Source organism: Paracoccus sp. R86501 (assembly GCF_042466435.1).
Classification (GTDB): domain Bacteria; phylum Pseudomonadota; class Alphaproteobacteria; order Rhodobacterales; family Rhodobacteraceae; genus Paracoccus.
Map to the genome: position 1 here is coordinate 1697844 of NZ_JAXHPZ010000001.1, position 23025 is coordinate 1720868.

At 64.7% G+C, this 23025-nt stretch carries 21 protein-coding genes and 1 pseudogene; 7 read left to right on the forward strand and 15 right to left on the reverse strand.

The window, feature by feature from the left end; translation table 11 throughout:
• Positions 1–17 precede the first annotated feature (17 nt).
• Positions 18–956 (forward strand): nucleoside hydrolase, encoded by a 939-nt coding sequence (locus SJY40_RS08240; RefSeq protein WP_378944888.1) that lies wholly within the window; start codon positions 18–20, stop codon positions 954–956.
• Here SJY40_RS08240 and SJY40_RS08245 read toward each other — a convergent pair.
• The 9 genes and pseudogenes from SJY40_RS08245 to pyrH all read right to left on the reverse strand — a co-directional run bounded on the left by SJY40_RS08245 (position 924) and on the right by pyrH (position 10288).
• Positions 924–1637, reverse strand: coding sequence for an OmpH family outer membrane protein (locus SJY40_RS08245; protein WP_378944890.1), 714 nt, complete (start codon positions 1635–1637; stop codon positions 924–926). The two genes, SJY40_RS08240 and SJY40_RS08245, sit on opposite strands and share 33 nt — an antisense overlap.
• Entirely contained in the window at positions 1637–3937 is a 2301-nt protein-coding gene (gene bamA / locus SJY40_RS08250) for an outer membrane protein assembly factor BamA (RefSeq protein ID WP_378944893.1), read from the reverse strand. The genes SJY40_RS08245 and bamA overlap by 1 nt, the downstream gene beginning before the upstream one ends.
• A 101-nt stretch (positions 3938–4038) precedes the next feature.
• Complete coding sequence (rseP, locus tag SJY40_RS08255) at positions 4039–5370, reverse strand: RIP metalloprotease RseP (protein ID WP_378944896.1); 1332 nt, start codon at positions 5368–5370, stop codon at positions 4039–4041.
• Positions 5367–6524: a 1-deoxy-D-xylulose-5-phosphate reductoisomerase gene (gene dxr, locus SJY40_RS08260; RefSeq protein WP_378944899.1), complete on the reverse strand. Its 1158-nt coding sequence runs from the start codon at positions 6522–6524 to the stop codon at positions 5367–5369. The genes rseP and dxr overlap by 4 nt, the downstream gene beginning before the upstream one ends.
• 3 nt (positions 6525–6527) lie before the next feature.
• On the reverse strand, positions 6528–7364 hold the full coding sequence (locus tag SJY40_RS08265; protein ID WP_378944902.1) for a phosphatidate cytidylyltransferase: 837 nt from the start codon (positions 7362–7364) through the stop codon (positions 6528–6530).
• Positions 7361–8092: a polyprenyl diphosphate synthase gene (uppS, locus tag SJY40_RS08270; RefSeq protein ID WP_378944905.1), complete on the reverse strand. Its 732-nt coding sequence runs from the start codon at positions 8090–8092 to the stop codon at positions 7361–7363. Before uppS ends, SJY40_RS08265 begins: the two co-directional genes overlap by 4 nt.
• Positions 8093–8097: 5 nt before the next feature.
• Positions 8098–8662 (reverse strand): annotated as a pseudogene (gene frr, locus SJY40_RS08275) (ribosome recycling factor).
• A gap of 98 nt (positions 8663–8760) precedes the next feature.
• Entirely contained in the window at positions 8761–9558 is a 798-nt protein-coding gene (locus tag SJY40_RS08280) for an ion transporter (protein WP_378944908.1), read from the reverse strand.
• A gap of 4 nt (positions 9559–9562) precedes the next feature.
• Positions 9563–10288: a UMP kinase gene (pyrH, locus tag SJY40_RS08285; protein WP_378944911.1), complete on the reverse strand. Its 726-nt coding sequence runs from the start codon at positions 10286–10288 to the stop codon at positions 9563–9565.
• Between the two features lie 82 nt (positions 10289–10370).
• Here pyrH and miaA point away from each other — a divergent pair, with 82 nt between their 5' ends.
• Together miaA and SJY40_RS08295 are read left to right on the forward strand one after the other, a co-directional pair.
• Complete coding sequence (gene miaA / locus SJY40_RS08290; RefSeq protein WP_378944913.1) at positions 10371–11279, forward strand: tRNA (adenosine(37)-N6)-dimethylallyltransferase MiaA; 909 nt, start codon at positions 10371–10373, stop codon at positions 11277–11279.
• 76 nt (positions 11280–11355) lie between these two features.
• Positions 11356–12417 (forward strand): helix-turn-helix domain-containing protein, encoded by a 1062-nt coding sequence (locus SJY40_RS08295; RefSeq protein ID WP_378944916.1) that lies wholly within the window; start codon positions 11356–11358, stop codon positions 12415–12417.
• On the opposite strand, the gene SJY40_RS08300 is transcribed toward SJY40_RS08295, so the two are convergent.
• Complete coding sequence (locus SJY40_RS08300; RefSeq protein WP_378944919.1) at positions 12384–13145, reverse strand: RlmE family RNA methyltransferase; 762 nt, start codon at positions 13143–13145, stop codon at positions 12384–12386. The genes SJY40_RS08295 and SJY40_RS08300 overlap by 34 nt on opposite strands.
• Entirely contained in the window at positions 13145–14266 is a 1122-nt protein-coding gene (locus SJY40_RS08305) for a Ppx/GppA phosphatase family protein (RefSeq protein WP_378944922.1), read from the reverse strand. Before SJY40_RS08305 ends, SJY40_RS08300 begins: the two co-directional genes overlap by 1 nt.
• 236 nt (positions 14267–14502) lie before the next feature.
• Here SJY40_RS08305 and SJY40_RS08310 point away from each other — a divergent pair, with 236 nt between their 5' ends.
• Entirely contained in the window at positions 14503–15954 is a 1452-nt protein-coding gene (locus SJY40_RS08310) for a TrkH family potassium uptake protein (protein WP_378944925.1), read from the forward strand.
• Here the strand turns inward: SJY40_RS08310 and SJY40_RS08315 are convergent, their stop codons facing one another.
• The gene (locus SJY40_RS08315) at positions 15955–17304 is read right to left on the reverse strand and encodes a peptidoglycan-binding protein (protein WP_378944928.1); all 1350 of its coding nucleotides are present in this window, start codon (positions 17302–17304) and stop codon (positions 15955–15957) included.
• Between the two features lie 126 nt (positions 17305–17430).
• On the opposite strand from SJY40_RS08315, the gene SJY40_RS08320 reads away from it, so the two are divergent.
• Genes SJY40_RS08320 through glyS form a run of 3 tightly spaced genes read left to right on the forward strand, consistent with a single transcriptional unit; the run spans position 17431 to position 20974 of the window.
• Positions 17431–18354, forward strand: a complete 924-nt coding sequence (locus SJY40_RS08320) for a glycine--tRNA ligase subunit alpha (RefSeq protein ID WP_378944930.1) — start codon at positions 17431–17433, stop codon at positions 18352–18354.
• Positions 18351–18827, forward strand: coding sequence for a DUF6446 family protein (locus tag SJY40_RS08325; RefSeq protein WP_378944933.1), 477 nt, complete (start codon positions 18351–18353; stop codon positions 18825–18827). Before SJY40_RS08320 ends, SJY40_RS08325 begins: the two co-directional genes overlap by 4 nt.
• Entirely contained in the window at positions 18827–20974 is a 2148-nt protein-coding gene (gene glyS / locus SJY40_RS08330; protein ID WP_378944935.1) for a glycine--tRNA ligase subunit beta, read from the forward strand. The genes SJY40_RS08325 and glyS overlap by 1 nt, the downstream gene beginning before the upstream one ends.
• 109 nt (positions 20975–21083) lie before the next feature.
• On the opposite strand, the gene SJY40_RS08335 is transcribed toward glyS, so the two are convergent.
• From SJY40_RS08335 to SJY40_RS08345, 3 genes are read right to left on the reverse strand one after another with little or no spacing between them, the layout of a single operon-like run.
• Positions 21084–21863: a succinate dehydrogenase iron-sulfur subunit gene (locus SJY40_RS08335; RefSeq protein WP_111557413.1), complete on the reverse strand. Its 780-nt coding sequence runs from the start codon at positions 21861–21863 to the stop codon at positions 21084–21086.
• A gap of 12 nt (positions 21864–21875) precedes the next feature.
• Positions 21876–22715, reverse strand: coding sequence for a hypothetical protein (locus SJY40_RS08340; protein ID WP_378944938.1), 840 nt, complete (start codon positions 22713–22715; stop codon positions 21876–21878).
• Entirely contained in the window at positions 22715–23011 is a 297-nt protein-coding gene (locus SJY40_RS08345) for a hypothetical protein (protein WP_378944940.1), read from the reverse strand. Before SJY40_RS08345 ends, SJY40_RS08340 begins: the two co-directional genes overlap by 1 nt.
• Positions 23012–23025: the final 14 nt, after the last annotated feature.

The window sequence follows — 23025 nt, forward strand, 5'->3', positions numbered from 1 at the left end:
CAAATCAGGAGGATGGATTGGCGCAGAAGATCATCATCGACACGGACCCCGGTCAGGACGACGCCGTGGCCATCCTGCTTGCCTTGGCATCGCCAGAACTGCAGGTTCTGGGCATCACGGCCGTCGCGGGCAACGTGCCGTTGGACCTGACGCAGGTGAACGCCCGCAAGATCATCGAACTGGCAGGGCGTCCCGACATTCCCGTCTTTGCAGGCTGCGACCGGCCCCTGTCACGCGATCTGGTCACCGCCGAACATGTGCATGGCAAGACCGGCCTGGACGGCATCGCCCTGCCCGATCCGACCGTGCCGCTTCAGGACATGCATGCCGTCGATTTCATCATTCAGACACTACGCAAGGAACCGTCGGGCAGCATTACGCTGGTCCCCATCGGCCCCCTGACCAACATCGCCGAGGCCTTCCGCCGTGCGCCTGACATCATCGGTCGCGTGCAACAGATCGTCCTGATGGGCGGGGCCTATTTCGAGGTGGGCAACATCACCCCCGCCGCCGAATTCAACATCTATGTCGATCCCGAAGCCGCAGCCGAGGTCTTTGACGCGGGCGTGCCGCTGGTGGTCCTGCCGCTGGACGTGACGCATTCGGCGCTAACGTCGCGTGAATGGGTCGATGGCATGGCCGCACTGCCCGGACGCTGCGGACCTGCCGTCGCAGGCTGGACCGATTTCTTCGAACGGTTCGACAAGGAAAAATACGGCAGCCTCGGCGCGCCCCTGCACGACCCCTGCACCATCGCCTGGCTGCTGCGCCCCGACCTGTTCAAGGGGCGCCACATCAACGTTCAGATCGAGACCGAGGGCCGTTACACCACTGGCATGACCGTCGCCGACTGGTGGCGTGTGACCGACCGGGAACCCAACGCGCTGTTCCTGCGGCAGGTCAACCGCGACGGTCTATTCGACCTACTGGCCGAGCGGATCGCCCGCCTGCCCTGAACCTTCGGCCTCTGCCTCCTGCGGCAGGGGCACCGCGCCCTTACCGTCGCCCAATTCGTCGTTCAGCTGGGTGATCAGGTCCTGCGTCACATCGATGGCGTCCAGCGACACGAACAGCGTGCGGCGGTCCAGCACCGCCACCGCGCCGTGTTCCTGCATGATCTGACCCATGATCGGCAACGCCGCGCGGAAGAAGGCGCTGCGATCGGCCTCGGCCCAGGAATTCAGCTGCTGCACGGCCTGCGCGCGTTCGCGGCGGACTTCGGTGGCGCGCAGATCAAAGCTCTCGGCCAGTTTGCGGAATTCGGCGGGCGGTAGGGTGCCGCGCTGTTCGGTCAGCCGGGTTTCTTCCGACGACAGCAGCTTGGTCAGACGCTCGTTCTCGGCGGTGATGATGTCGCCTTCGGCCTCCAACTGGGCCTGCGCGCGCATGCCCCAATCCGACGACAGATACAGCACATCCTGATCCAGTGTCAGGATCGGGGCGTTGACCGCCTGTTCGGACGTGCCGGGCGTGGTGATGGTGCTGCTAGGCAAGGGCGGTGTCGGTTGCGCGGGGTCCGATCCGGGCATCTGCGGCGTCACCTCGGGCTGTTGGGCCATGCCCGACATCGGCGAAAGGGCGGCCAGGATCATCCCGGCCGCCCCCATCATGCGCAATCTTGCGATCATCCCGGTCATCAGAACCGGGTCTGGATGGTCAGGTCGAAGTTCTGTTCTTCGTCGTAATCTTCCTGTTGCAACGCTTTCGAGAAGTTGAAGCGCAGCGGACCGATGGGCGTGGTCCAGAAGATCGAGGCACCCACGGCGGCGCGGACATACATGTCGTCATCGACCTCGGCGTCATTGGTGCCAGCCGTGTTATCCAGCCCCCAAAGCGAGCCGACGTCCGCGAACAGACCGCCGGTGATGCCGTATTCCTCGGGCAGGCCGATAGGGAATTGTGCTTCGGCGCGCGCCGCCCAGTAATAGTTGCCGCCGATAGCATCCTGGTTTTCCGCCGCCAGATCGCGCGGGCCATAGCCGTTGCTTTCAAAGCCGCGGATGCGGTTGCCGGTGCGGAAGCGGTCGAGAATCCAGGTCGAATAATCGCCGTAAGTATAGATGGCGCCGGCCTCGACTTCGCCGCGCAGGGTCACTTCCTCACGCCAGGCGGTGCTTTCGACACCCGCCAGGGCCGTCGTCGTCACCGTCTTGGTGTCGCCGCCCGCGCCTGCGAAGTCCTGCGAGAAGCGGAACCGATAGGCCGTCAGCGGGTCCAGACCCGTGCGGCGCGAGTCCCAGGAATAGGTATAGCCAAGCGCCGAGGTGACGCGCGACCCTTCCTCGTTCTGCAGCAGGATCGAGCTTTCGTCGGTGACGTCGCGCAGGGTATCCTTGGCGATCTTGTAGCGCAGCTCGATCCGGCCATTCTGCGAGATCGGGAATTCGATCGACGGCTGGATCTGGATCGAGCGGGTGTCGTAATCCGAATTCAGGCTGTCCGTTTCATTGTAATTCGCGCTGAAGCCGAACCGCAGGTCGCGGCCAAGGAAGAACGGCTCGGCGAAGGTGATCCCCGCCGCACGATCGCCGCTGGCCGTCGAGATCTGCAGGCCGACCTGCTGGCCGCGGCCAAGGAAGTTGTCCTCGGTCACGGATGCGTTCAGGCCGACGCCCGAGTTCACGCCATAGGACGCACCGAAGGACAGCGAACCGGTCGGCTGTTCCTCGACGGCGACGCCGACAATGACCTGATCGGGGCCGCTGCCCTGACGCGTTTCCACCTGCGCATCGGCGAAATAGCCAAGCGCGCGGACGCGTTCGGCGGAATTGCGGATCTCGCGCGGGTTGAAGGGGTCGCCCTCGACCGTGTTGAACTGGCGACGGATCACCTCGTCCAGCGTGGTCGTGTTGCCTTCGATGTCGATGCGTTCGACAAAGATACGCTCGCCACGGGTCAACGCAAAGGTCAGGTCCAGCGTCTGGTTCGAGGGGTTGCGCGTGACGCGCGGCTCGATGTTGACGAAGTTCAGGCCCTGCTGGATCGCGATGGTCTCCATGCGGCGGATGGTCGTGTCGATGACCGAGGGGTTATAGACCGCCCCCCGTTCGACCCGGTTCTGTTCGGCAAAGGCCGCCGCATCGACGCCCGGGATCTCGGACACGGTGTTGACCTGACCAAAGCGGTAACGCGGGCCTTCGCTGATGTTGAAGGTGATGAAGAAGGCATCGCGTTCGCGCGCAATTTCCGGCGCCACGGCCTGCACCTTGAAATCGGCATAGCCGCGCGACCGATAGTAATCGGTCAGCAGCTGCTGATCCAGCGGGATGCGTTCGGGGGCAAAGGTGTCGCGGCGGATGAAGGTGCGCAGGATGCCCGCCTGCTTGGTCTGCAGGACGTTGCGCAGGCGGCGGTCGGAAAAGGCGCGGTTGCCGGTAAAGCTGATCCGCTCGATCTCGGTGACGTCGCCTTCCTTGATCTCGAAGACCAGATCGACGCGGTTGCCGCTGCGGCGGATGATGCGCGGATCGACGCGCGCGGCCAGACGGCCTTCGGTCGCATAGATCTGGGCGATGGTCTGCGCGTCCTGAATGGCCTGGCTGGGCTTATAGACGCGGCGCGACTTGCTGCCCACGATCTCGGCCAGACGGTCGTCCTTCAGCTTGCGGTTGCCTTCGAAGGAAATGCGGTTGATCGTGGGATATTCGCTGACCGTGACGACAAGGCGGTTGCCTTGGGGGGTCAGTTCGACGGTTTCGAACAGACCCGATCCCTGAAGGCGCTGAAGGGCGTCGTTGACCTGACCGGGCGAGACATCGCGCCCCTGCGGCAGGTTCAGGAACGACAGGACGGTCGCGGTTTCGACCTGACTGTTGCCCTGAATGGTGATGTCGTTGAACACAAGCGCCATTGCGGACGCCGGCATCAGACCCGCAGGCACCGTGATCGCCAAGGCCGTCATCAGCGCCACCGCGCCCTTGCCCAGTTTCCGTGTCATCGAAGCCCCTCTTTTCAGCCTTCACGCGCCCGTCGCGGGCTTGTCGTTTTGCCCTATCGTGTAGCCCTTTCGACAGGGGGCTGTCAAAAGCGCATCGCGGGTCAGGGGCAGAAAAGATCGTTGGTCAGGCCGAAAATCATCAGTCCCAGCACCAGCGCCATGCCCACGGTCGTCAGAAGGTTCAGCGCCCGATCCGAGGGGGGACGGCCGCTGATCGCCTCATAGGCATAGAAAACCAGGTGCCCGCCATCCAGCACCGGGATGGGCAGCAGGTTCAGAAAGCCGATGGCCGCAGACAGCACCGCGATCCACCACAGGAAGTTCGCGCCCCCCGCACTGGCCGCCTGCCCCGTGCTTTCGGCAATGCTGATCGCGCCGCCCAGATTGCAGCTGCCGATCTGACCCGAGATCATCGCCCACATCCCCGTCAGCGACGACACGATGATCCCCCAGGTCTGGGCGACGCCAAGGCCGATCGCCTCGATCGGGCCGGCGCGGCGCATTTCGGGGGAAAAGAAGCTGTTGCCGCCGGTCACGCCGATCAGCCAGCGCTGTTCATAGCCGCCAGCCTCGGCGGGCAGGTCCGACAGTTTCGGACGCAGCGTGACCTGAATGGGGTCGCTGCCCGCGCGCCAGATATCCAACGCCAGCGGATCGCCCTTGGCCGCCTCGACCGCATCGCGCATCTGGGTAAAGCGTGTGACCGGCTGGCCGTCGATGGCCGTGACCACGTCACCGGCCCGCAGCCCGGCATCGGCCGCCGCGCTGCCCGGCGCCACGCCCGAGACCCGCGCGGGCATCGGATCCGGGCCTGCGACGGTCATCTGCTGGCCGTCGCGTTCCACGCGCCAATCTTGCTGGGCGGCAAGGGGCAGGTCCTGCGCGGCACGCCCGACATCGCCCCAGTTCTCCAGCGGGATGTCCCCCACGGCCAACAGCCTGTCACCCGGCAGCAGTTGGTTGGTGATGGCGGGCGGCGCTTCGGAGACCTGACCCAACCGCAGATCGGCGGTCGGCAGGCCTTGAAACAGCGCAAAGCCACCAAAGATCAGGATCGACAGGATGAAGTTGAAGACCGGTCCCGCCAGCAGGGTTGCAAAACGTCCCCACAGAGGCGCGCCCTGCAATGTCTGCCGCCGCAGCGCCGGATCGACGGTGCGCCCCGGCCCCGCGCTCGCGGCATTGTCGTCGCCCAGAAAGCGGACGTAACCACCCAAGGGCAGCGCCGCGACCTGCCAGACGGTGCCGCGCTTGTCCACGCGCGATGCGATGCGCGGGCCGAAGCCGACCGAGAACACCTCGGCCCGGATGCCGGACCAGCGGCCCACGATATAGTGGCCGTATTCATGCACCGTCACGATGACGGCCAATGCCACCACGAAGGATGCCAGCGTCCACAGGGTGTTGCCTGCGCCAAGGATCAGATCGGTCATGCGGCGGCCTCTTGTCGTGCAAGCGCGTCCCAGTGCAGAACCGTTTGCAGGGTGTCGGGGTCATCGCCAAAGCCCGCCTGCGCCGACAGGCTGTCCAGCGTGGCTTCGACCCGGGGGGACATGTCGGTAAAGCGGATGCGTCCGGCGATGAAATCGTCCAGCGCCTGTTCCTTGGCGGCGTTGAAGACCGCACCGGCGGCTCCGCCCGCGGCCATCACCTCGCGCGCAAGGCGCAGGGCGGGCCAGCGGATTTCGTCGGGCGCGCGGAAGGTCAGGCTGCCCGCGCGGGCCAGATCCAGCGGCGGCACCGGCAGCGCGCGGCGTTCGGGCCAATGCAGCGCGTAACCGATGGCGTGGCGCATGTCGGGCGCGCCCAAATGCGCGATGCTGCCGCCGTCGATATGGTTGACGATGGCATGGATGATGGATTCGGGATGGACCAGCACATTGATCTGCTCTGGGGCGAGGCCGAAGAATTCCTTGGCCTCGATCACCTCCATCGCCTTGTTGAACATGGATGCACTGTCGATGGTGATGCGCTGCCCCATCGCCCAGTTCGGATGGGTCGAGGCCTGCGCCACCGTCGCCGCCGCCAGCCGTTCCAGCGGCCAGTCGCGGAAAGCGCCGCCCGAAGCGGTGATGGTCACATCCTTGACACTGTCGAGGCTTTCGCCGCCAAGCGCCTGAAACAGCGCGGAATGTTCGCTGTCCACCGGCAGGATCGTCGCGCCGCTGACCTGACCCGTCCGGCGCAGCAGACCGCCCGCGCAGACCAGCGATTCCTTGTTGGCCAGCGCCAGCACGCCACCCTGCGCCAGCGCGGTCAGCCCCGGTGCCAGCCCGGCTGATCCGACGATGGCCGACAGAACCCAATCGGCGGGCATGGCAGCAGCCTCGGTCAGCGCAGCCTCGCCCGCAGCGGCGCGGACATCGCTGCCTGCCAAGGCCGCGCGCAGGTCCTCCAGCAGTTCGGGATGGGCGGTGACGGCAACCTCGGCGCGCAGGTCACGGGCCATCTGCGCCAGCCGTTCGATATTGCGCCCCCCGGTCAGCGCCACGACCTGATAATCATCCACCCCGCCGCCGCGACGGATCAGGTCCACGCCGTTCGCCCCGACCGAGCCGGTCGCGCCAAAAATGGAAATGCGTCGCATCGGTCAGTTCACCACGGGCAGGCTGGTCAGGAACCCGATCAGCATGGTCGCCAGAACGGCGCCCGTCACTGCGTCAAAACGATCCATGAAGCCGCCATGCCCCGGGATCAGGTTGCTGCTGTCCTTGACCCCCGCGCGCCGCTTCAGCCAGCTTTCGGCAATATCGCCCATCTGGCCGGCAAAACAGACCAGCGGCGAAACCCAGATCAGCGTCGCGTTCCCCTGGCCCGTCGCCCAGAGGATGATGCCCAGAAGGCAGGCGCCAATCCAGCCGGCGATGGTGCCGGACCAGGTCTTCTTGGGGCTGAGGGCTGGCCAGAACTTGGGGCCGCCGATAATGCGTCCAAAGAAATATCCCGCCGTGTCCGAGATGATGATCACCCCCATCAGCCACAGCACGAAGTTCAGGCCAAAGCTTTCGCGGAAGACCACCAGCTCATAGGCGACCAGCATGATGGCAATACCGAAGATGGCATAGGTGCCGCGGTCGCGACGGGCCGCCCCCGGCAGTCCCAGCAGGATCGGCACCAGCAGCGCAAGCCAGGCCCATGATCCAAAAGAGGTCAGCGCCACCGCCTGAGACACCCCTGCGATGGCCGCCAGCGCCACGGGGCGACTGCGGCCGAACAAGGTGACGTGGCGTGCCGGATATTTCCAGCCGGTCATCGCCGCCAGTTCCCAGAAGGTGATGGCGGAAATCACCGCCATGCCAAGACGCAACCACAGTCCCTGTGCCACGGCCAGCAGCACGCCGATCGCCAGCAGCACCAATGTCGAGGCGATGCGCCGGGACAGATCGCCCCAACGCCCGCCCGCTTTGCTGCCAGCCCCGCCCGTCATACGCCCCCGAAACGCCGGTCGCGCATGCCGAAGCGATCTAGGATGGTCGCCAGATGATCGGGGGTAAAGTCAGGCCACAGCGTCGGCGTGAATTCATATTCGGCATAGGCCGCCTGCCACGGCAGGAAATTCGACGTGCGCGTTTCCCCCGAGGTGCGGATGACCAGATCCGGGTCCGGCTGATCGGCGGTGTCCATGCAGTCGGCCAGATCGCTTTCCGACGGCTGCGTGATTTCACCCTGCGCGATCTTATTCGCCAGACGGCTCGAGGCGCGCAGGATTTCGTCCCGCCCGCCATAGTTGATCGCCACGGTCAGGTTCAGCCGCGTGTTGCCGGCGGTGCGGGCCTCGATCGCGGTCATCAGCGCCTGCAGCTTGGGGTCCAGCCGGTCGCGACCGCCGATAAAGCGCATGCGCACCCCTTCGGCGGACATGCCCACGGCTTCGCGTTCGATATAACGGCGGAAGATCTTCATCAGACCCAGCACCTCTTCGGTCGAACGCTTCCAGTTCTCGGTCGAGAAGGCATAGATGGTCAGCCAGTCAACGCCAAGGTCGGGACAGGCACGCACGATCTGCTTGACGCGTTCGGCGCCGCGACGGTGGCCGACCAGCCGCGGCCAGCCTCGTTCCGTGGCCCAACGACCGTTGCCATCCATGATGATGGCCACATGCCGCGGCCGCCCCTGACCACCCGATGCCACTGCTGCTTCCCTTGCCGCTGCCATTCAGCTCAAACCTGCATGATTTCGGCCTGCTTGGCCTCAAGCGCTTCGTTCAACGGATGCGATCATGCGATCGGTCAGGGCCTGGATCTCGGTTTCCCAGAACTTCTGGTCATCCTCGGGCATGCCGTTCGACTTGCCCTTCTTGACCTTGTCCATGCCGTCGCGGCGCACATTGCGCATCGAGACGCGGGCGCTTTCGGCATATTGGGCTGCGACCTTGGTCAGCTCGCGGCGGCGTTCCTCGTTCAGCTCGGGGATCGGCAGCATGATGATGGTGCCGTTCAGCTGCGGGTTGATGCCAAGGCCGCTTTCACGAAGCGCCTTTTCCACCTTGCCGACCATACCCTTGTCCCAGACGTTGATGGTGACCATGCGCGGCTCGGGGACGTTGACGGTGCCAAGCTGGTTGACGGGGGTCATCTGGCCATAGGCCTCGACCTGGACGGGATCGATCATCGACGCCGATGCACGGCCCGTGCGCAGACTGGCGAATTCGCTGCGCAGGCTGTCCATCGCGCCCTTCATCCGGCGTTCCAGATCGTCAATATCGATTTCGATGTCCTCGGCCATGTGGGACTGCCTCTACGTTTGGATTTTGTTTGCTTGTAACTGCATTGCCGGGGGTTGGCAAAGCCTTTGCCCAACCTTGCGGCAGGGCGCGGCGGGTGTCAGCCCGGCGGCCCGTCAGGCGGGTTCTGCTGGCGGGCCAGCATCTCCTCGATGGCGGTCAGGCGGGCCAGCATCTGGTCGCGGTAAGCCTCGGTGGCGGCGGTTTCTTCCTCTTGGTGGGCTTCCTGCATCGAATTCACGATCAGGCCGACCACTAGGTTCATCACCGCGAAGGTCGTCACCAGAATGAAGGGAATGAAGAACAGCCATGCATGCGGGAACTGCTCCATCACCGGGCGAACGATGCCCATCGACCAGCTTTCCAGCGTCATGATCTGGAACAGCGAATAGGCCGAATTGCCCAGATCCCCGAACCATTCGGGGAAGCTGCCGGAAAACAGCTTGGTCGCCATCACCGCGAAAATATAGAAGATGATCCCCATCAGCAGGAAGACGCTGGCCATGCCGGGCAGCGCGGACAGGAACCCCTCGACCACGCGGCGCAGGCGCGGCGTGACCGACACGATCCGCAGCAGGCGCAGGATGCGCAGCGCGCGCAGGACGGACAGGCCTTGGGTGGCGGGCATCAGGGCGATGCCGACCACCACTAGGTCAAAGATGTTCCAGCCGTCGCGGAAAAAGGCGAAACGGCGCGCGAACAGCTTGGCCGCGATTTCCGCCACGAAGATGGCAAGACACAGCCCGTCTAGAAAGATGATCAACGGTCCCACCCGTGCCATCACAGTCCCCGAGGTTTCCAGCCCCAGGATAACGGCGTTGAACAGGATGACCCCCATGATGAAAGCCTGACCCGAGGGGCCATTGACGATGCGGTCAACCCGCGCGCGCAGGCTCATGATGTCAGTTGTGAACGCGGGTATAGGTGCCGCGGCCTTCCAGAATCGTGCGGAAGCCCCCCAGCTGGTCCAGCGAGAAGACGATGATCGGCAGCTTGTTGTCGCGGGCCAGTGCGATGGCTGATGCGTCCATCACGCCCAGATGCTTTTGCAGCACCTCGTCATAGCTGACGTTTTCATAACGCTTGGCGTCGGCGTGCTTGACCGGGTCCTTGTCATAGACGCCATCGACCTTGGTGCCCTTGAAGATCGCCTCGCAGTTCATTTCGCTGGCGCGCAGGGTCGCTGCGGTATCGGTGGTGAAATAGGGGTTGCCGGTGCCTGCCGCAAAGATCACGATCCGCTTCTTTTCCAAGTGGCGGATGGCGCGGCGGCGGATATAGGGCTCGCAGACCTCATCCATGCGGATGGCGCTGATGACGCGGCAATGCAGGCCCTCGGCCTCCAAAGACGCCTGCATGGCCAGCGCGTTCATCACGGTCGCCAGCATGCCCATGTAATCGGCAGTGGTGCGTTCCATACCCTGCGCGCTGCCCTGCAGACCGCGGAAGATGTTGCCGCCGCCGATCACCATGCAGACCTCGACGCCCATGGCCTGAACGGTGGCGACTTCGTTGGCGATGCGGGCGACGGTGGGCGGATGCAGGCCATAGCCTTGATCGCCCATCAGGGCCTCGCCCGAGATCTTCAGCATCACACGGCCATATTGCTTCGGTGTCTCGGTGGTCATTTGGGGCTCCTGTCGCCGGGTCGCTTTCATCGCGCCGTTAAATGTCGCAAAAGACCCGCAGGATCAACTGTCCGGATAGCCAATGCTGAAACTTGACCTGACACAGATCGACGGCTCGCGCCACCTGCTGATCGCAGGACCGACCGCCAGCGGCAAATCGGCGCTGGCAATGGCGGTCGCGCAGGCACAGGGCGGGCTGATCGTGAACGCCGATGCGCTGCAGGTCTGGTCCTGCTGGCGCGTGCTGACGGCGCGACCGTCAGTGGAGGACGAACAGGCCGCGCCCCATGCGCTATACGGCCATGTGACGCCGGACCAAACCTATTCGGTCGGCGACTGGCTGCGGCAGGTGGGCGAATTGCTGGGCCAGCGGCTGATCATCGTCGGCGGCACGGGGCTGTATCTGTCGGCGCTGACCCGCGGGCTGGCCGACATCCCCGCAACGCCCCATGCCATCCGCGCCGAGGCCGACGCCCGCCTGCTGCAGCCCGGCGGGCTGGCAGGGCTGATCGCCGATCTGGATGCCACCACCCGCGCGCAGATCGACCTGAAGAACCCCGTTCGCGTCCAGCGCGCATGGGAGGTTCTGCAGGCGACCGGACGCGGCATCGCGGTATGGCAGGCCAACACCCCCCCGCCCCTGATCGCGCCGGAAGACTGCCAGCGCATCGTGATCACCTCGGACCGCAACTGGCTGGCCGACCGCATCGCACGGCGCTTCCGCATCATGCTGGACGACGGGGCCTTGGACGAAGTGCGCGCCATGCTGCCGCAATGGGACCCTGCCCGCCAATGGGCCAAGGCCATCGGCGCACCCGATCTGGTCGCGCATCTGCAAGGCGGTCCCGATCTGGCACAGGCGACAGGGCTGGCCATCATCGCCACGCGGCAATACGCCAAGTCGCAGCGCATCTGGTTCCGGAACCGGATGAAGGACTGGCAGCTGTGGCAAGCAAGCCACGAAGGTGTGCATCCCGCCCACATCGGGTGAAACCGAATGCATGGTTGTTGAGTTCTGCTTCAGATAGGCGATAATCCGCTTATCCTGAATGCAGGGATGCTGAACGATGTCGCTTTGGGAACGCACGGGCTGGACGGGGGGATTCCCGTTTTCGCAAACCAACCTTCGACCGGTGGGTCGCGGGCGGGTCGATGCCATTGATGTGACCGCCGCCACCGTCCCCGAGGCCGGAACCGCCCCCATCCGCCATCGCTCTTGGCTGCGTCAGGGCGCGCCCACCGGCAGGATCGTCGTGCCGGACGCGCTGAGCATCCGGGTCGGACCGATGACCCGCCGCCACGCACCGCGCAAGGCCAGTCTGCGCCTCTTTCCCTTGGGCGGCTTCGTCTGGGGCAGCCAGAGCCACCCCGTCCGTCCGCGCACCCGCCCCGATCATACGCTGATCTGGGTGACCGGCGGGACCATGCGGCTGGATCTGCCGCGTCAGACGGTGCTGCTGGGGGCGGGTGACGTGCGCTATGTCCCGTCGGGCACCGCCTTTGCCGCCACGCCGCAGGAGGGTGCCGAGGGCCATGTCCTGACCATCTCGCCCGAACTGACGTCCGAGGTCGATCCCGCCCTGCCGACGCAGATGACCGCGGGCAGCGTCGGCCAATCGGGTGCCGCTTTGCTGGTCAACCTGCAGGAACTGGTACGCGAGGCGACGAACAGCCCCGACCGCAAGGCGCTGACCTGCCATCTGAACCTGCTGTCGCTGCGCCTGTCGCGGCTGGACCCCGAACGCCAACCGCATGCGCCCCGCAGCACGCCCACCGCCGACCGCCCTCTGGTGGACCGCTTCGTCACGCTTGCCGATCAGCAGCTTGGATCGTGGCAGACGCTGGCCGACATGGCGCAGCAGCTGGACGCGACGCTGACCCAGCTGGACCGCGCCTGCATCGAGGCCAAGGGCCGTCGCGCCGTGGAACTGCTGCATGAATTGCGGTTGGAGCGTGCGGCCGAGATGTTGCATCACACCGACCGCCCCATCGGGCGGATCGCGCTGGATCTGGGCTATGCCAGCCAGACGCATATGACCCGCGCCTTCGTCACGGCCACGGGCCGCACGCCCGAGACCTTTCGCATCCAGATGCGTCAGTTGTCGTCGTCGCCACCCGCATCGGCCTGAATGCCGCGACCGTGGAAGCCGGTCGCCACGACGAATTTCTCGGACGAATCACTACGGCTGGCCGGCGGCTTGACGTTCACGACCTTGTCGAAGTTCTTCTTCAGCATGGTCTGCATGTCGGTTTCTGCACCACCTGCCAGAACCTTGGCGACGAATGTCCCCCCCGGTTCCAGCACGTCGAAGGCTAGCTGGGCCGCAGCCTCGACCAGCGCGACGATTCGGATGTGATCGGTGCCCTTGTGGCCCGAGGCTGACGCCGCCATGTCCGACATCACCACATCGGCAGGTCCACCCAGCCAGCCCTTGACCAGATCGTCGGCGCCTTCCGACAGGAAATCCAGCACATGGATTTCAGCGCCCGCGATGGGATCGACCTCTTGCAGGTCCAGCCCCAGCACGCGCCCCACGGCCTTGCCCGACTTTTCGCCAAGCGCATTCACCCGCGCCACGGCAATCTGGCACCAGCCGCCGGGCGCACAGCCCAGATCGACGACGCGTGCGCCGGGAACAAGGAAGCGATACTTGTCGTCCAGTTCCAGAATCTTGTAGGCAGCCCGCCCGCGATATCCTTCGCGACGGGCCCGCACGACATAGGGGTCGTTCAACTGCCGTTCCAGCCACAGCTTGCTGGACATCTTGCGGCCCTTGGCGGTCTTTACTCGGACCTTGAGGTCACGTGCGCCGCGACCGCTGGTCTTGCCTGCCCGGCTGATAGGTTGTTTTGTCATTAGGCCACTCCGTTCAGTCCGTCAGGCGTCAGCACCCCATCGCGCACCATCTGGGCATAAAGCAACCCCTCTCGCAGGCCGCGATCGGCAACCGACAGCTTATTCGTCGGCCAGACGCGCATCAATGTCTGCAAGATGGCCGCGCCCGACATGATCAGTGCCTGACGTTCGCGCCCGATACGCGGGTCGGACCGCCGCCCGTCAGGGCCCAGCTGCAGATAGGAATGGATCACGCGGTCGATCTGGTCGCTGGTCATTTCCAGCCCGTTAACCTTGGTCCGGTCATAGCGGCGCAGGTTCAGGAAGCTGGCCGCCACGGTCGTCACCGTCCCCGAGGTGCCGATGATCTGGAACCCCTCGTCGGGCGAGCCATCCGCATAGGGGCTGAAGTTGGCCAGCGCCTCCTCGAAGAACCACGACATCAGGGCGAACCGGCCCTGATCGTCCTGAACGTCCACGAACTGATCGCGCAGGGTCGCCACGCCCAGGGGCACGCTGATCCAATCGACCACGCGCGCACCGCCGGGCTGCGGATTGCCGAAGCCTTCGGACAGCCGCATGATCGCGCGGGGGCGTTCCTTGGGTTCCACGTCTTCCAGATCGATCCAGACCAGTTCCGTCGATCCGCCGCCGATATCGACGACCATCAGCGTTTCGGTCTTATGGCTGACCAGCGGCGCGCAGGAAATCACGGCAAGACGTGCCTCTTCCTCGGCGCCGATCACCTCGACCGGCAGCCCGGTCTCGCGCCGGATCGACCGCATGAAGTCGCGGCTGTTGCGCGCGCGACGGCATGCTTCTGTGGCCACAAGGCGCATGTTCTGCACCTTGTGTTGATCCAGCTTGCGCTTGCAGACCTGCAGCGCATGGACCGTGCGCGCCATCGAACTGCGGGACAGCCGTCCCGAAGCTTCCAGCCCGTGACCAAGCTGCACAGGCTTGGAAAAGCTGTCGATGACCTGGAACTGACTGCCCGTCGGACGGGCGATCAGCATCCGGCACGAATTTGTGCCAAGGTCGAGGGCTGCATAGAGCGCCCCTTCCTCGGGTTTCAGGGTGCCTGACGGCTCTACCGTTTTTCTCGGGAACGCGTCTGCACCCGCAGGACGCTTGGGCGTCATGTTACGCCCTCCGATGACAAGTTAATCAAAAGGTAACGTGCCGGGGGGACCCAATCAAGAGCCAGCGGCCCCCTTGCGTGAATTGGTTGCCGCAGGGTCACTTCGCGATCACCCGAAAGCGCCGTCGGAAACCGCACGCGAACCTGCGGGATATGGCTGCATCAGGTCACGGCAAATGGCATCGCCATGTCGCAGGGGTGCTTGACGACCGGCGGAGGCTTCGTCAATCAGGTCCGATGATCGACCTGCGCCCCGTAGCCCATCCGATTGGCAAGATCGTCTTTGCATTGGGCGGGTTCATGCTTGCCCCGATGATGATCGATTTGTGGAATGGCGACCCGCATTGGCTGGTCTTTCTGGAATGCTCCATCATCACCACGGTCTGCGGGCTGCTGACGGTGGTGGCCACGCGGGGCGAACAGAAGACGCTGAAGATCCAGCAGGCCTTCCTGCTGACATCGGGCATCTGGGTGACGCTGCCGATTTTCGGGGCCCTGCCCTTCATTCTGGGCGCCCCCCACGCCAGCATCGTCGACGCCTATTTCGAGGCGATGTCGGGCGTCACCACCACCGGCACCACCGCATTCCCCAAGCTGGACGGCCTGCCCGACGGCACGCATCTGTGGCGCGCGCTGCTGCAATGGATCGGCGGTCTTGGGATCGTCGTGGTGGCAATGGTCTTTCTGCCGGTCATGAAGGTCGGCGGCATGCAGTTCTTCCGGTCCGAGGGTTTCGACACCCTCGGCAAGGTCCTGCCCCGCGCCGGAGAGATCGCGACCGAGATGACCATGGTCTATCTGGCAATGACTGGGGCTTGCGCGGTGACCTTCATGCTGCTGGGGATGAACGGCTTTGACGCGGTGATCCATGCGCTGACGACCTGTTCGACGGGCGGTTTTTCGAATTACGACGCCAGCATGGGGACCTATCTCGGGGGGCCGGAATGGGCGGCCTCGGTCTTCATGGTGATGGCTTCGGTGCCCTTCATCCGGTTGGTTCAGGCGCTGCGGGGCAATTACGTCCCGCTGTGGCAGGACAAGCAGGTGCGGACCTATCTGCGCTGGATCTGCTATGTCTGCGCGATCATCATGATCTATCGCCTGGTCTATATGGAACAGGACAACAACCTGCCCGAGATGCTGCGCGAGACCGTCTTCAACACCATATCCGTCTTTTCGGGCACGGGCTTCGCCTCGACCGACATGTCGGCATGGGGGCATCTGCCGCTGGCGCTGCTGATCATCGTGGGGCTGATCGGCGGCTGCACCGGATCGACGGGCTGCTCGGTCAAGATCTTCCGCTATCTGGTCCTGCTCGAGGCCGTGCGCGCCCAGATCAGGCGGATGCATTCGCCTCACCGCGTCTATCCGCTGCGCTATGAAGGTCAGCCGCTGGACAAGGGCATCATCGATTCGGTCATGGCGTTCTTCACGCTGTTCATGCTGACCTTCGGCCTGCTGATCGTCGGGCTGGCGCTGACCGGCCTGCATCCGCGGACCGCGCTGACCGCCGCATGGACGGCCATCGCCAACATCGGCCCGCTGTGGGGCCCCGAGGTGACGCAGAACGGGTCCATCGTCGATTTCCCCGCTGCGGCCAAATGGCTGATGATCCTGGGCATGTATCTGGGCCGGCTGGAGCTGGTGTCCGTGCTGGTCCTGCTGATGCCCAGGTTCTGGCGGCCCTGATCAGGGCGTTGCAGCAGGCTCGCCCGGCAGGGCTGCGGGGGCCATGTCCTCGTTATGGCCGGGGGCCTTGCGGGTCAGGCTGTCGCTGATCTCGGCCAGAATGCGGGCCTGATCCTGCTGGTCGGCGGTTGGCCAGATCAGCACGAAACCCTCGGCCCGGCCATCACGGACCCAACCTTCCGCCGCACCGATGTGATCGTCGTTTTCCCCGCGCAGGATGACATGGCCGCGCTGCACGTCGCGTTCGGGCTGCGGGACCCAGCCAAGCGCCGTCACCAGCCCCGCAAGGTCCAGCAGCTCCTGCTGGCCGCCGGGCTGGCTGAACAGGATCATCGCCGCACCCGACCCGTCCTTGGGCCCATAGATCGACAGCGCCCGTTCCGAGCGGTCGAATTGCAGCGCCCCCATCGGCGCCATCACCGACAGCCCCGTCGCCTCGTCGTCCAGCTGCGCCAGCCCCATGTCGTCGCGCCATTCGGCACGGCGTTCCTCCAGCAGTCGCATGGCAGCGCCCGGATCGGTCGAGGCGCGCGCCGACAGGATCTCGGCCTGAATGGCTCCTTGGGTCTTGGGACCGTCGCGCCCGTCGATCTGGCCGTCGTAATGCCCCGCCCACCGCAAGGCACGCTGCACCTGATCCAGCGGAGGCATCGGTTCAGGGTCGCCCGTCGCACCCAGTGCGGGTTCCTTGCCTTCATCCAGCGCCTGCCCCAGATCGGCGGCCTGCGTCACCAGCGCGTCACGCGGGATCAGCTTGCCGGACTTCAGCACCGGCAGCCAATCGCGGGCGACCTCATCGGCCACGGGGCCAAGGGCAACGGTGAACCAGCCGTTCGGCAGTTCCCACAGACCGGCACCGGGGAATTCCTTGCGGTTGCGGGTCAGCGCTTCATCGGCCTCGGCCCGGTCCTGAAAGGATTCCAGTTGCAGATAGCTGCCTTGCGGCGCCGGTTCGCTGACGGGTTCGGCAACTGGCTCGGCGGCGGTGTCATCAGCCTCGACCTCGGGCTGCGCCGGGGCGTCATCGGCCTCGGGCGCGTCGCCAAGCGGCGTCAGTTCCGTTCCGGCCGCCGGTTCGGTCACAAAGGCATCGCCGGGCACAACACCCTTGGCCTTCAGATCCGCCAGCCGCGCCAAGGCTGCCTCGCGGTCCATCGGCCCAAGCGCGATCCCCGTCCAACCGCCCTTCAATGGCAGCGTCACCACGTCGTCGAATTGTTCCGCCCAGCCCGCCGCGGTTGTCGCCGCGACGTCGGGGGCGCGCTTCGCTTCCAGCCGGATCAGCGCATCCTGCGCCATCGCCGCGCCGGGCAGCGCCGCCGCCAGAACCATTACCGCCAACTGCCGCATCGCAGCCTCCTTGAATGTCTTTGCCGTTGCGGGGGTCGTCCCGCCTGCGGGCCTTTATTGACCCTGTTCCTTCCCGCGCCTAGAAGACGCGAAAGCCTCGCCCGATCTACGCAAAAGGATGGCCCGATGACCAGCCCCAACCGACCCCGCAGCTTCCAGGAGATCATCCTGCGCCTGCAGACCTATTGGGCGACCAAGGGATGCGCGATCCTGCAGCCCTACGACATGGAGGTCGGCGCCGGCACCTTCCACCCCGCCACGACCCTGCGCGCGCTTGGCGGCAAGTCCTGGGCCGCGGCCTATGTCCAGCCCTCGCGCCGCCCGACCGACGGGCGCTACGGCGAAAACCCCAACCGTCTGCAGCATTATTATCAGTATCAGGTCATCATCAAACCCAGCCCGCCCGACCTGCAGGAACTGTATCTGGGCAGCCTGCGTGCGATCGGTCTGGACCCGATGGTCCATGATGTCCGCTTCGTGGAGGATGACTGGGAATCCCCCACCCTCGGCGCATGGGGCCTTGGATGGGAGGTCTGGTGCGACGGGATGGAGGTCAGCCAGTTCACCTATTTCCAGCAGGTCGGCGGGCATGACTGCAAACCGGTCTCGGGCGAATTGACCTATGGGCTGGAGCGTCTGGCCATGTATGTGCTGGGCGTCGAACATGTCATGGACATGCCCTTCAACGACCCTGACAGCCCCACGCCCCTGTCCTATGGCGACATCTTCCGCCAAACCGAACAGGAATATTCGCGCTGGAACTTCGATCAGGCCGATACCGAAATGCTGTTCCAGCACTTCAAGGACGCCGAGGCCGAATGCGCCCGCATCCTTGGCGCTGCCGAAACCGACAGCGCCGGTCGCCGCATTCCGATGGCGCATCCCGCCTATGATCAGGCGATCAAGGCCAGCCATCTGTTCAATCTGCTGGACGCCCGCGGCGTGATTTCCGTGACCGAACGTCAGGCATACATCGGGCGCGTGCGGGCGCTGGCCAAGGGTTGCGCCGACCTGTTCCTGACCACCGAAGCGGGCGGTGCCACCGCATGAACTGGGGCAAGGTCGCAGCCGCATCCATCGCGCTGGCCGCCATCGCGGCGGGCGCCGGCATGTGGTATGCGCAGGAATACGGCTATTACGACAGCATCGACCCTGAAGGTCCCGACGCCCGCATCGATATCACCACCAGTGCTGGCGTCACTGCGCTGGCGCTAACGGATTTCGAAGGCATCGACGCAGACAGCTCGCCCCTGCGCTGGCGTGCTTGTGCGGTGGCCACCGATATGCCCGCCGATGCACAGCCCTTTGACGACCCCACCCCCCTGATCGCCCCCGGCTGGTTCGACTGTTTCGACGCCCAGCAGATCGGTGGCGATCTGGAATCCGGTGCCGCCCGCGGTGTCCTGTCACAGGCCGAAATCCGGCCCGATGTGGACCGCGTGCTGGCCGTCTATCCCGACGGCCGCGTCTTTGGCTGGCACCAATATAACGACAAAACCCCGGAACGCGGAGTGATGGACTGATGGCCGACCTGCTGATCGAGCTTTTCTCGGAAGAAATTCCCGCCCGCATGCAGGCGCGTGCCCGTGCGGATCTGAAACGTCTGGTAACGGATGGTCTGGTTCAGGCCGGACTGACCTATGCCAGCGCCGGTGCCTTCAGCACCCCGCGTCGCCTGACGCTGACCGTGGAAGGGCTGAACGACCACAGCCCCACCACGCGCGAAGAACGCAAAGGCCCCCGCACCGACGCCCCCGAAAAGGCGCTGGACGGCTTCCTTCGGTCCACCGGTCTGACCCGCGACCAACTGGAAGCGCGCGACGATAAAAAGGGTCAGGTCTGGTTCGCCACGATCACCAAAGAAGGCCGCCCCGCCGCCGATATCGTCGCTGAGGTGCTGGAGGATGCGATCCGCAACTTCCCTTGGCCCAAATCCATGCGTTGGGGTGCGGGATCGCTGCGTTGGGTCCGCCCGCTGCATTCGATCCTGTGCATCCTCTCGGATGAGGCTGGCGCCAACACCGTCGATCTGACCGTCAACGGCATCACCGCAGGCAACACCACCCGCGGCCACCGCTTCATGGCCCCCGATGCGTTTACCGTCAGCAATTTCGACGATTACGCCGCGAAACTCCGCCGCTCCCGCGTCATGCTGGACGCCGAGGAACGCGAAGCCGAAATCCGTCAGCAATGCGACAACCTGACCTTTGCCCGCGGCTGGACCGTCGTTCCCGATGACGCCCTGCTCTCCGAGGTGGCGGGCCTTGTCGAATGGCCCGTGGCCCTGATGGGCGTGATCGAGGATCGCTTTCTGGACCTCCCCCCAGAGGTTCTGCAAACCTCGATGAAGGAGCACCAGAAGTTCTTCTCGACCCTGAACCCCAAGACCGGCCGGATCGAGGGCTTCATCACCGTCGCCAATATCGAAACGCCCGATGACGGCGCGACCATCCTTGCCGGCAATCAGCGCGTTCTGGCCGCCCGCCTATCCGACGCCGCCTTCTTTTACGAAAACGACCTGCGCGAGGCCAATTCTGGCATGACCGCATGGGCCGACGGCCTGAATTCGGTGACTTTCCACAACAAGCTGGGGTCGCAATCCGACCGCGTTGCTCGCATCGCGGCCTTGGCGCGTGAAATCGCCCCACTGGTCGGCGCTGACCCCAATCAGGCCGAACAGGCCGCGCGTCTGGCCAAACTGGACCTGCGCTCCGCCATGGTTGGCGAATTTCCCGAACTGCAAGGCACGATGGGCCGCTACTACGCCCTCGCCGCTGGTCATGACACCGCCATTGCCGACGCCGCCCGCGACCACTATTCTCCGCTTGGCCCGTCAGACGAGGTTCCCACCGCCCCCGTTTCCGTTGCCGTAGCACTGGCCGATAAACTGGACACGCTGACCGGCTTCTGGGCCATCGACGAAAAGCCGACAGGGTCCAAAGACCCCTTCGCGCTTCGTCGTTCGGCCTTGGGTGTGATCCGTTTGATCATGGAAAATAGCGTTCAAAGCGGGCTAACTAACCTCTTTGAACGCCTTTTCGCAGCACGCCGGGTATTGACACGTGATACCGACCTAAACGAAAACACTGCGTTAATTAGCGCAGGGGTCCAAGGCGTTATTCAGCCTGAAGACACTGAAGTCGCTTTACAACTTCTCTCTTTCCTTCACGACCGCCTCAAGGTCTATCTCCGCGACCAAGGCATCCGCCATGACATCATCGACGCCGTACTGGCGCAGGACGGAAACGATGATCTGGTGCAGGTCGTCAACCGCGCCACGGCGTTGAACGCGATGCTGACGACAACCGATGGGCAGAACCTGACCCAAGGCCTGAAACGCGCCAGCAACATCTTGACACAGGCCGAGGAAAAGGACGGCGTCGAATACAGCTTTGGCGCAGATCACAAGTTTGCAGAAACCGACGAAGAACGCGGCCTGTTCACGGCCCTCGACACCGCCGAACCGGCCATCAAGACGGCGATGAAAAACGAAGATTTCCCCGCCGCCATGACCGCCATCGCAGCCCTTCGCGCACCCATCGACGCTTTCTTCGAGGCCGTGCAGGTCAACACCGACAGCCAGATCGTCCGCCGCAACCGCCTCAATTTGCTATCGCGCATCCGCGAAGCGGGTCGCCAGATCGCGGATTTCACCCGCATCGAAGGCTGATCCCCCTCAACACCAAAAGAAAAGGGCCAGAGGCATAAACCTCTGGCCCTTCTCGGTTGTGCAAATACCCTCGGGGGTCCGGGGGCAGACAGCCCCCCGGTCGCTGCCATCAGGCCGAACGCTCGACCATCATGTGCTTGATCGAGGCAATCGCCTTCGCAGGGTTCAGACCCTTCGGGCAGGTGTTGGTGCAGTTCATGATCGTGTGGCAGCGATACAGCTTGAAGGGATCTTCCAGCTCGTCCAGACGCTCGCCCGTCGCTTCGTCGCGGCTGTCGATGATCCAGCGATAGGCGTGCAGCAGCGCGGCCGGGCCAAGATAGCGATCGCCGTTCCACCAATAGGACGGGCAAGCCGTCGAACAGGAAGCACAGAGGATGCATTCGTAAAGACCGTCCAGCTTCTTGCGGTCCTCAATCGACTGCTTCCATTCCTTACCGGGCGTCGGCGATTTGGTCTGCAGATAGGGGTTCACCGAGGCGTGCTGCGCATAGAAATGCGTCAGGTCGGGGATCAGGTCCTTGACCACCGGCATATGCGGCAGCGGATAGATCGCGACATCGCCCGCGACCTCGTCGATGCCATAGATGCAGGCAAGGTGGTTACCCCCGTCGATGACCATCGCGCAGGACCCGCAGATGCCCTCGCGGCAGGACCGGCGGAAGGACAGCGTCGGGTCGATCTCGTTCTTGATCTTAATCAGCGCGTCCAGCATCATCGGGCCGCATTTGTCCAGATCGACGAAATAGGTGTCCAGACGCGGGTTTTCACCGTTTTCCGGGTCCCACCGATAGATTTTGAACTTCTTGACGTTGGTCGCGCCCTCGGGCTTGGGCCAGGTCTTGCCAACGCGGATCTGGCTGTTCTTGGGTAGCGTGAACTGGACCATTGGGTGCTCCTTTCAGAGAGTGCCTTCGGACGGCATGTCAGCCGTGAACAGGAATTGCGAACGCGTCACCAGGTTGACGACCCGATCCCGCGCATGAGGGTTAAGCGCCAGCCCGTTGAGCCGGCGAAGAAATTCGGTCGAGCCGTCGTTCAGACGCTCCATCGCGCGCGATTGCAGCGGCGCCAGGGCGGCGATGCAATCGGGCGTCAGTCCCGCCATCGTCAGCAACTGCTGACCCGGGCGGTCGGGGTCGGTTTCGGCCTCCAGCGAAAGGCGGGTGACGCGGTCGGCGCCCAATTGCTTGGCCAGACGCCGTTCCAGATAACCCCAGCCCGGCAGGTCGTCGGTCTGCGCCATAAAGGCCGCGCGGGTGTCGGTATATCCGTCGGTCCGCACCGCCTGCGCCCAGACCGAGGGCTTCCACGCCTGCATCCGGCGGGTATAGAACGCGAAGCGCGTGTCAAATCCGCGCGTCTGCGCAATATTGTCCAGCTGCTGCAGTATCTGCGGCAGGGCCGGATAAAGACGCGTTTCGCCACCATTGCCCGGCATCGCGCCGGCCAGATTCTCGTGGCTGATCAACACCGTCTGCGGACCATCCTGCAAGGTATCCAAAACATCGTTAAAGGCGGCCTTCAGCGCCTTGTGGCGGTCGCCGCTGTTGCCCAGACTGGCAGCAATGGCCGCGCGACCCAAGGGTCGCATCGGCGTGCCTTCCTCGGGCGTGCGGACGATCAGACTGTCCGACAGCGCCGCGGCGTTCAGCTTGAGGAAACGCTGCAAAGATGTCGTGCCGGTTTTCTGCACACCGAAGTGCAGCACCAACCGACGCCCTGCCCCGTCCTGTCCCATCAGGCGCGCCCCTGCCAGCCGGGTTGATCGGCCAGCCCGCGCTGCGGCATCTGGCCCGACCGACGCATCACGCAGCGGTCGAAGACCTGCGCGGGATCGCGTCCGGCGATATAGTCACCGCTGATCTGCATGCCGATCCGGCCGAAACTTTGTGTTCCGCCCGAACCTGTTCCGATGCCCACCGTCACGTCGGTGCGTGGCGCGCGGGCCAGATCGGCATCACGCAGGCAAACCCTCTCGGCCTGATCCACGGGGATCGGACCACAGGCCGACAGCGCCGCCAGCAGCGGAACCAAGGCCCAAGGGGTTG

Coding starts and splice junctions, on each gene's coding strand:
- SJY40_RS08295 (WP_378944916.1), top strand. CDS start 11,356: ATGTCGCTTTGGGAACGCACGGGCTGGACGGGGGGATTCCCGTTTTCG.
- SJY40_RS08320 (WP_378944930.1), top strand. CDS start 17,431: ATGACCAGCCCCAACCGACCCCGCAGCTTCCAGGAGATCATCCTGCGC.
- SJY40_RS08300 (WP_378944919.1), bottom strand. CDS start 13,145: ATGACAAAACAACCTATCAGCCGGGCAGGCAAGACCAGCGGTCGCGGC.
- SJY40_RS08315 (WP_378944928.1), bottom strand. CDS start 17,304: ATGCGGCAGTTGGCGGTAATGGTTCTGGCGGCGGCGCTGCCCGGCGCG.
- SJY40_RS08245 (WP_378944890.1), bottom strand. CDS start 1,637: ATGACCGGGATGATCGCAAGATTGCGCATGATGGGGGCGGCCGGGATG.
- pyrH (WP_378944911.1), bottom strand. CDS start 10,288: ATGACCACCGAGACACCGAAGCAATATGGCCGTGTGATGCTGAAGATC.
- dxr (WP_378944899.1), bottom strand. CDS start 6,524: ATGCGACGCATTTCCATTTTTGGCGCGACCGGCTCGGTCGGGGCGAAC.
- glyS (WP_378944935.1), top strand. CDS start 18,827: ATGGCCGACCTGCTGATCGAGCTTTTCTCGGAAGAAATTCCCGCCCGC.
- bamA (WP_378944893.1), bottom strand. CDS start 3,937: ATGACACGGAAACTGGGCAAGGGCGCGGTGGCGCTGATGACGGCCTTG.
- SJY40_RS08305 (WP_378944922.1), bottom strand. CDS start 14,266: ATGACGCCCAAGCGTCCTGCGGGTGCAGACGCGTTCCCGAGAAAAACG.
- SJY40_RS08325 (WP_378944933.1), top strand. CDS start 18,351: ATGAACTGGGGCAAGGTCGCAGCCGCATCCATCGCGCTGGCCGCCATC.
- SJY40_RS08335 (WP_111557413.1), bottom strand. CDS start 21,863: ATGGTCCAGTTCACGCTACCCAAGAACAGCCAGATCCGCGTTGGCAAG.
- uppS (WP_378944905.1), bottom strand. CDS start 8,092: ATGGCAGCGGCAAGGGAAGCAGCAGTGGCATCGGGTGGTCAGGGGCGG.
- SJY40_RS08310 (WP_378944925.1), top strand. CDS start 14,503: ATGATCGACCTGCGCCCCGTAGCCCATCCGATTGGCAAGATCGTCTTT.
- SJY40_RS08265 (WP_378944902.1), bottom strand. CDS start 7,364: ATGACGGGCGGGGCTGGCAGCAAAGCGGGCGGGCGTTGGGGCGATCTG.
- miaA (WP_378944913.1), top strand. CDS start 10,371: ATGCTGAAACTTGACCTGACACAGATCGACGGCTCGCGCCACCTGCTG.
- SJY40_RS08340 (WP_378944938.1), bottom strand. CDS start 22,715: ATGGGACAGGACGGGGCAGGGCGTCGGTTGGTGCTGCACTTCGGTGTG.
- SJY40_RS08280 (WP_378944908.1), bottom strand. CDS start 9,558: ATGAGCCTGCGCGCGCGGGTTGACCGCATCGTCAATGGCCCCTCGGGT.
- rseP (WP_378944896.1), bottom strand. CDS start 5,370: ATGACCGATCTGATCCTTGGCGCAGGCAACACCCTGTGGACGCTGGCA.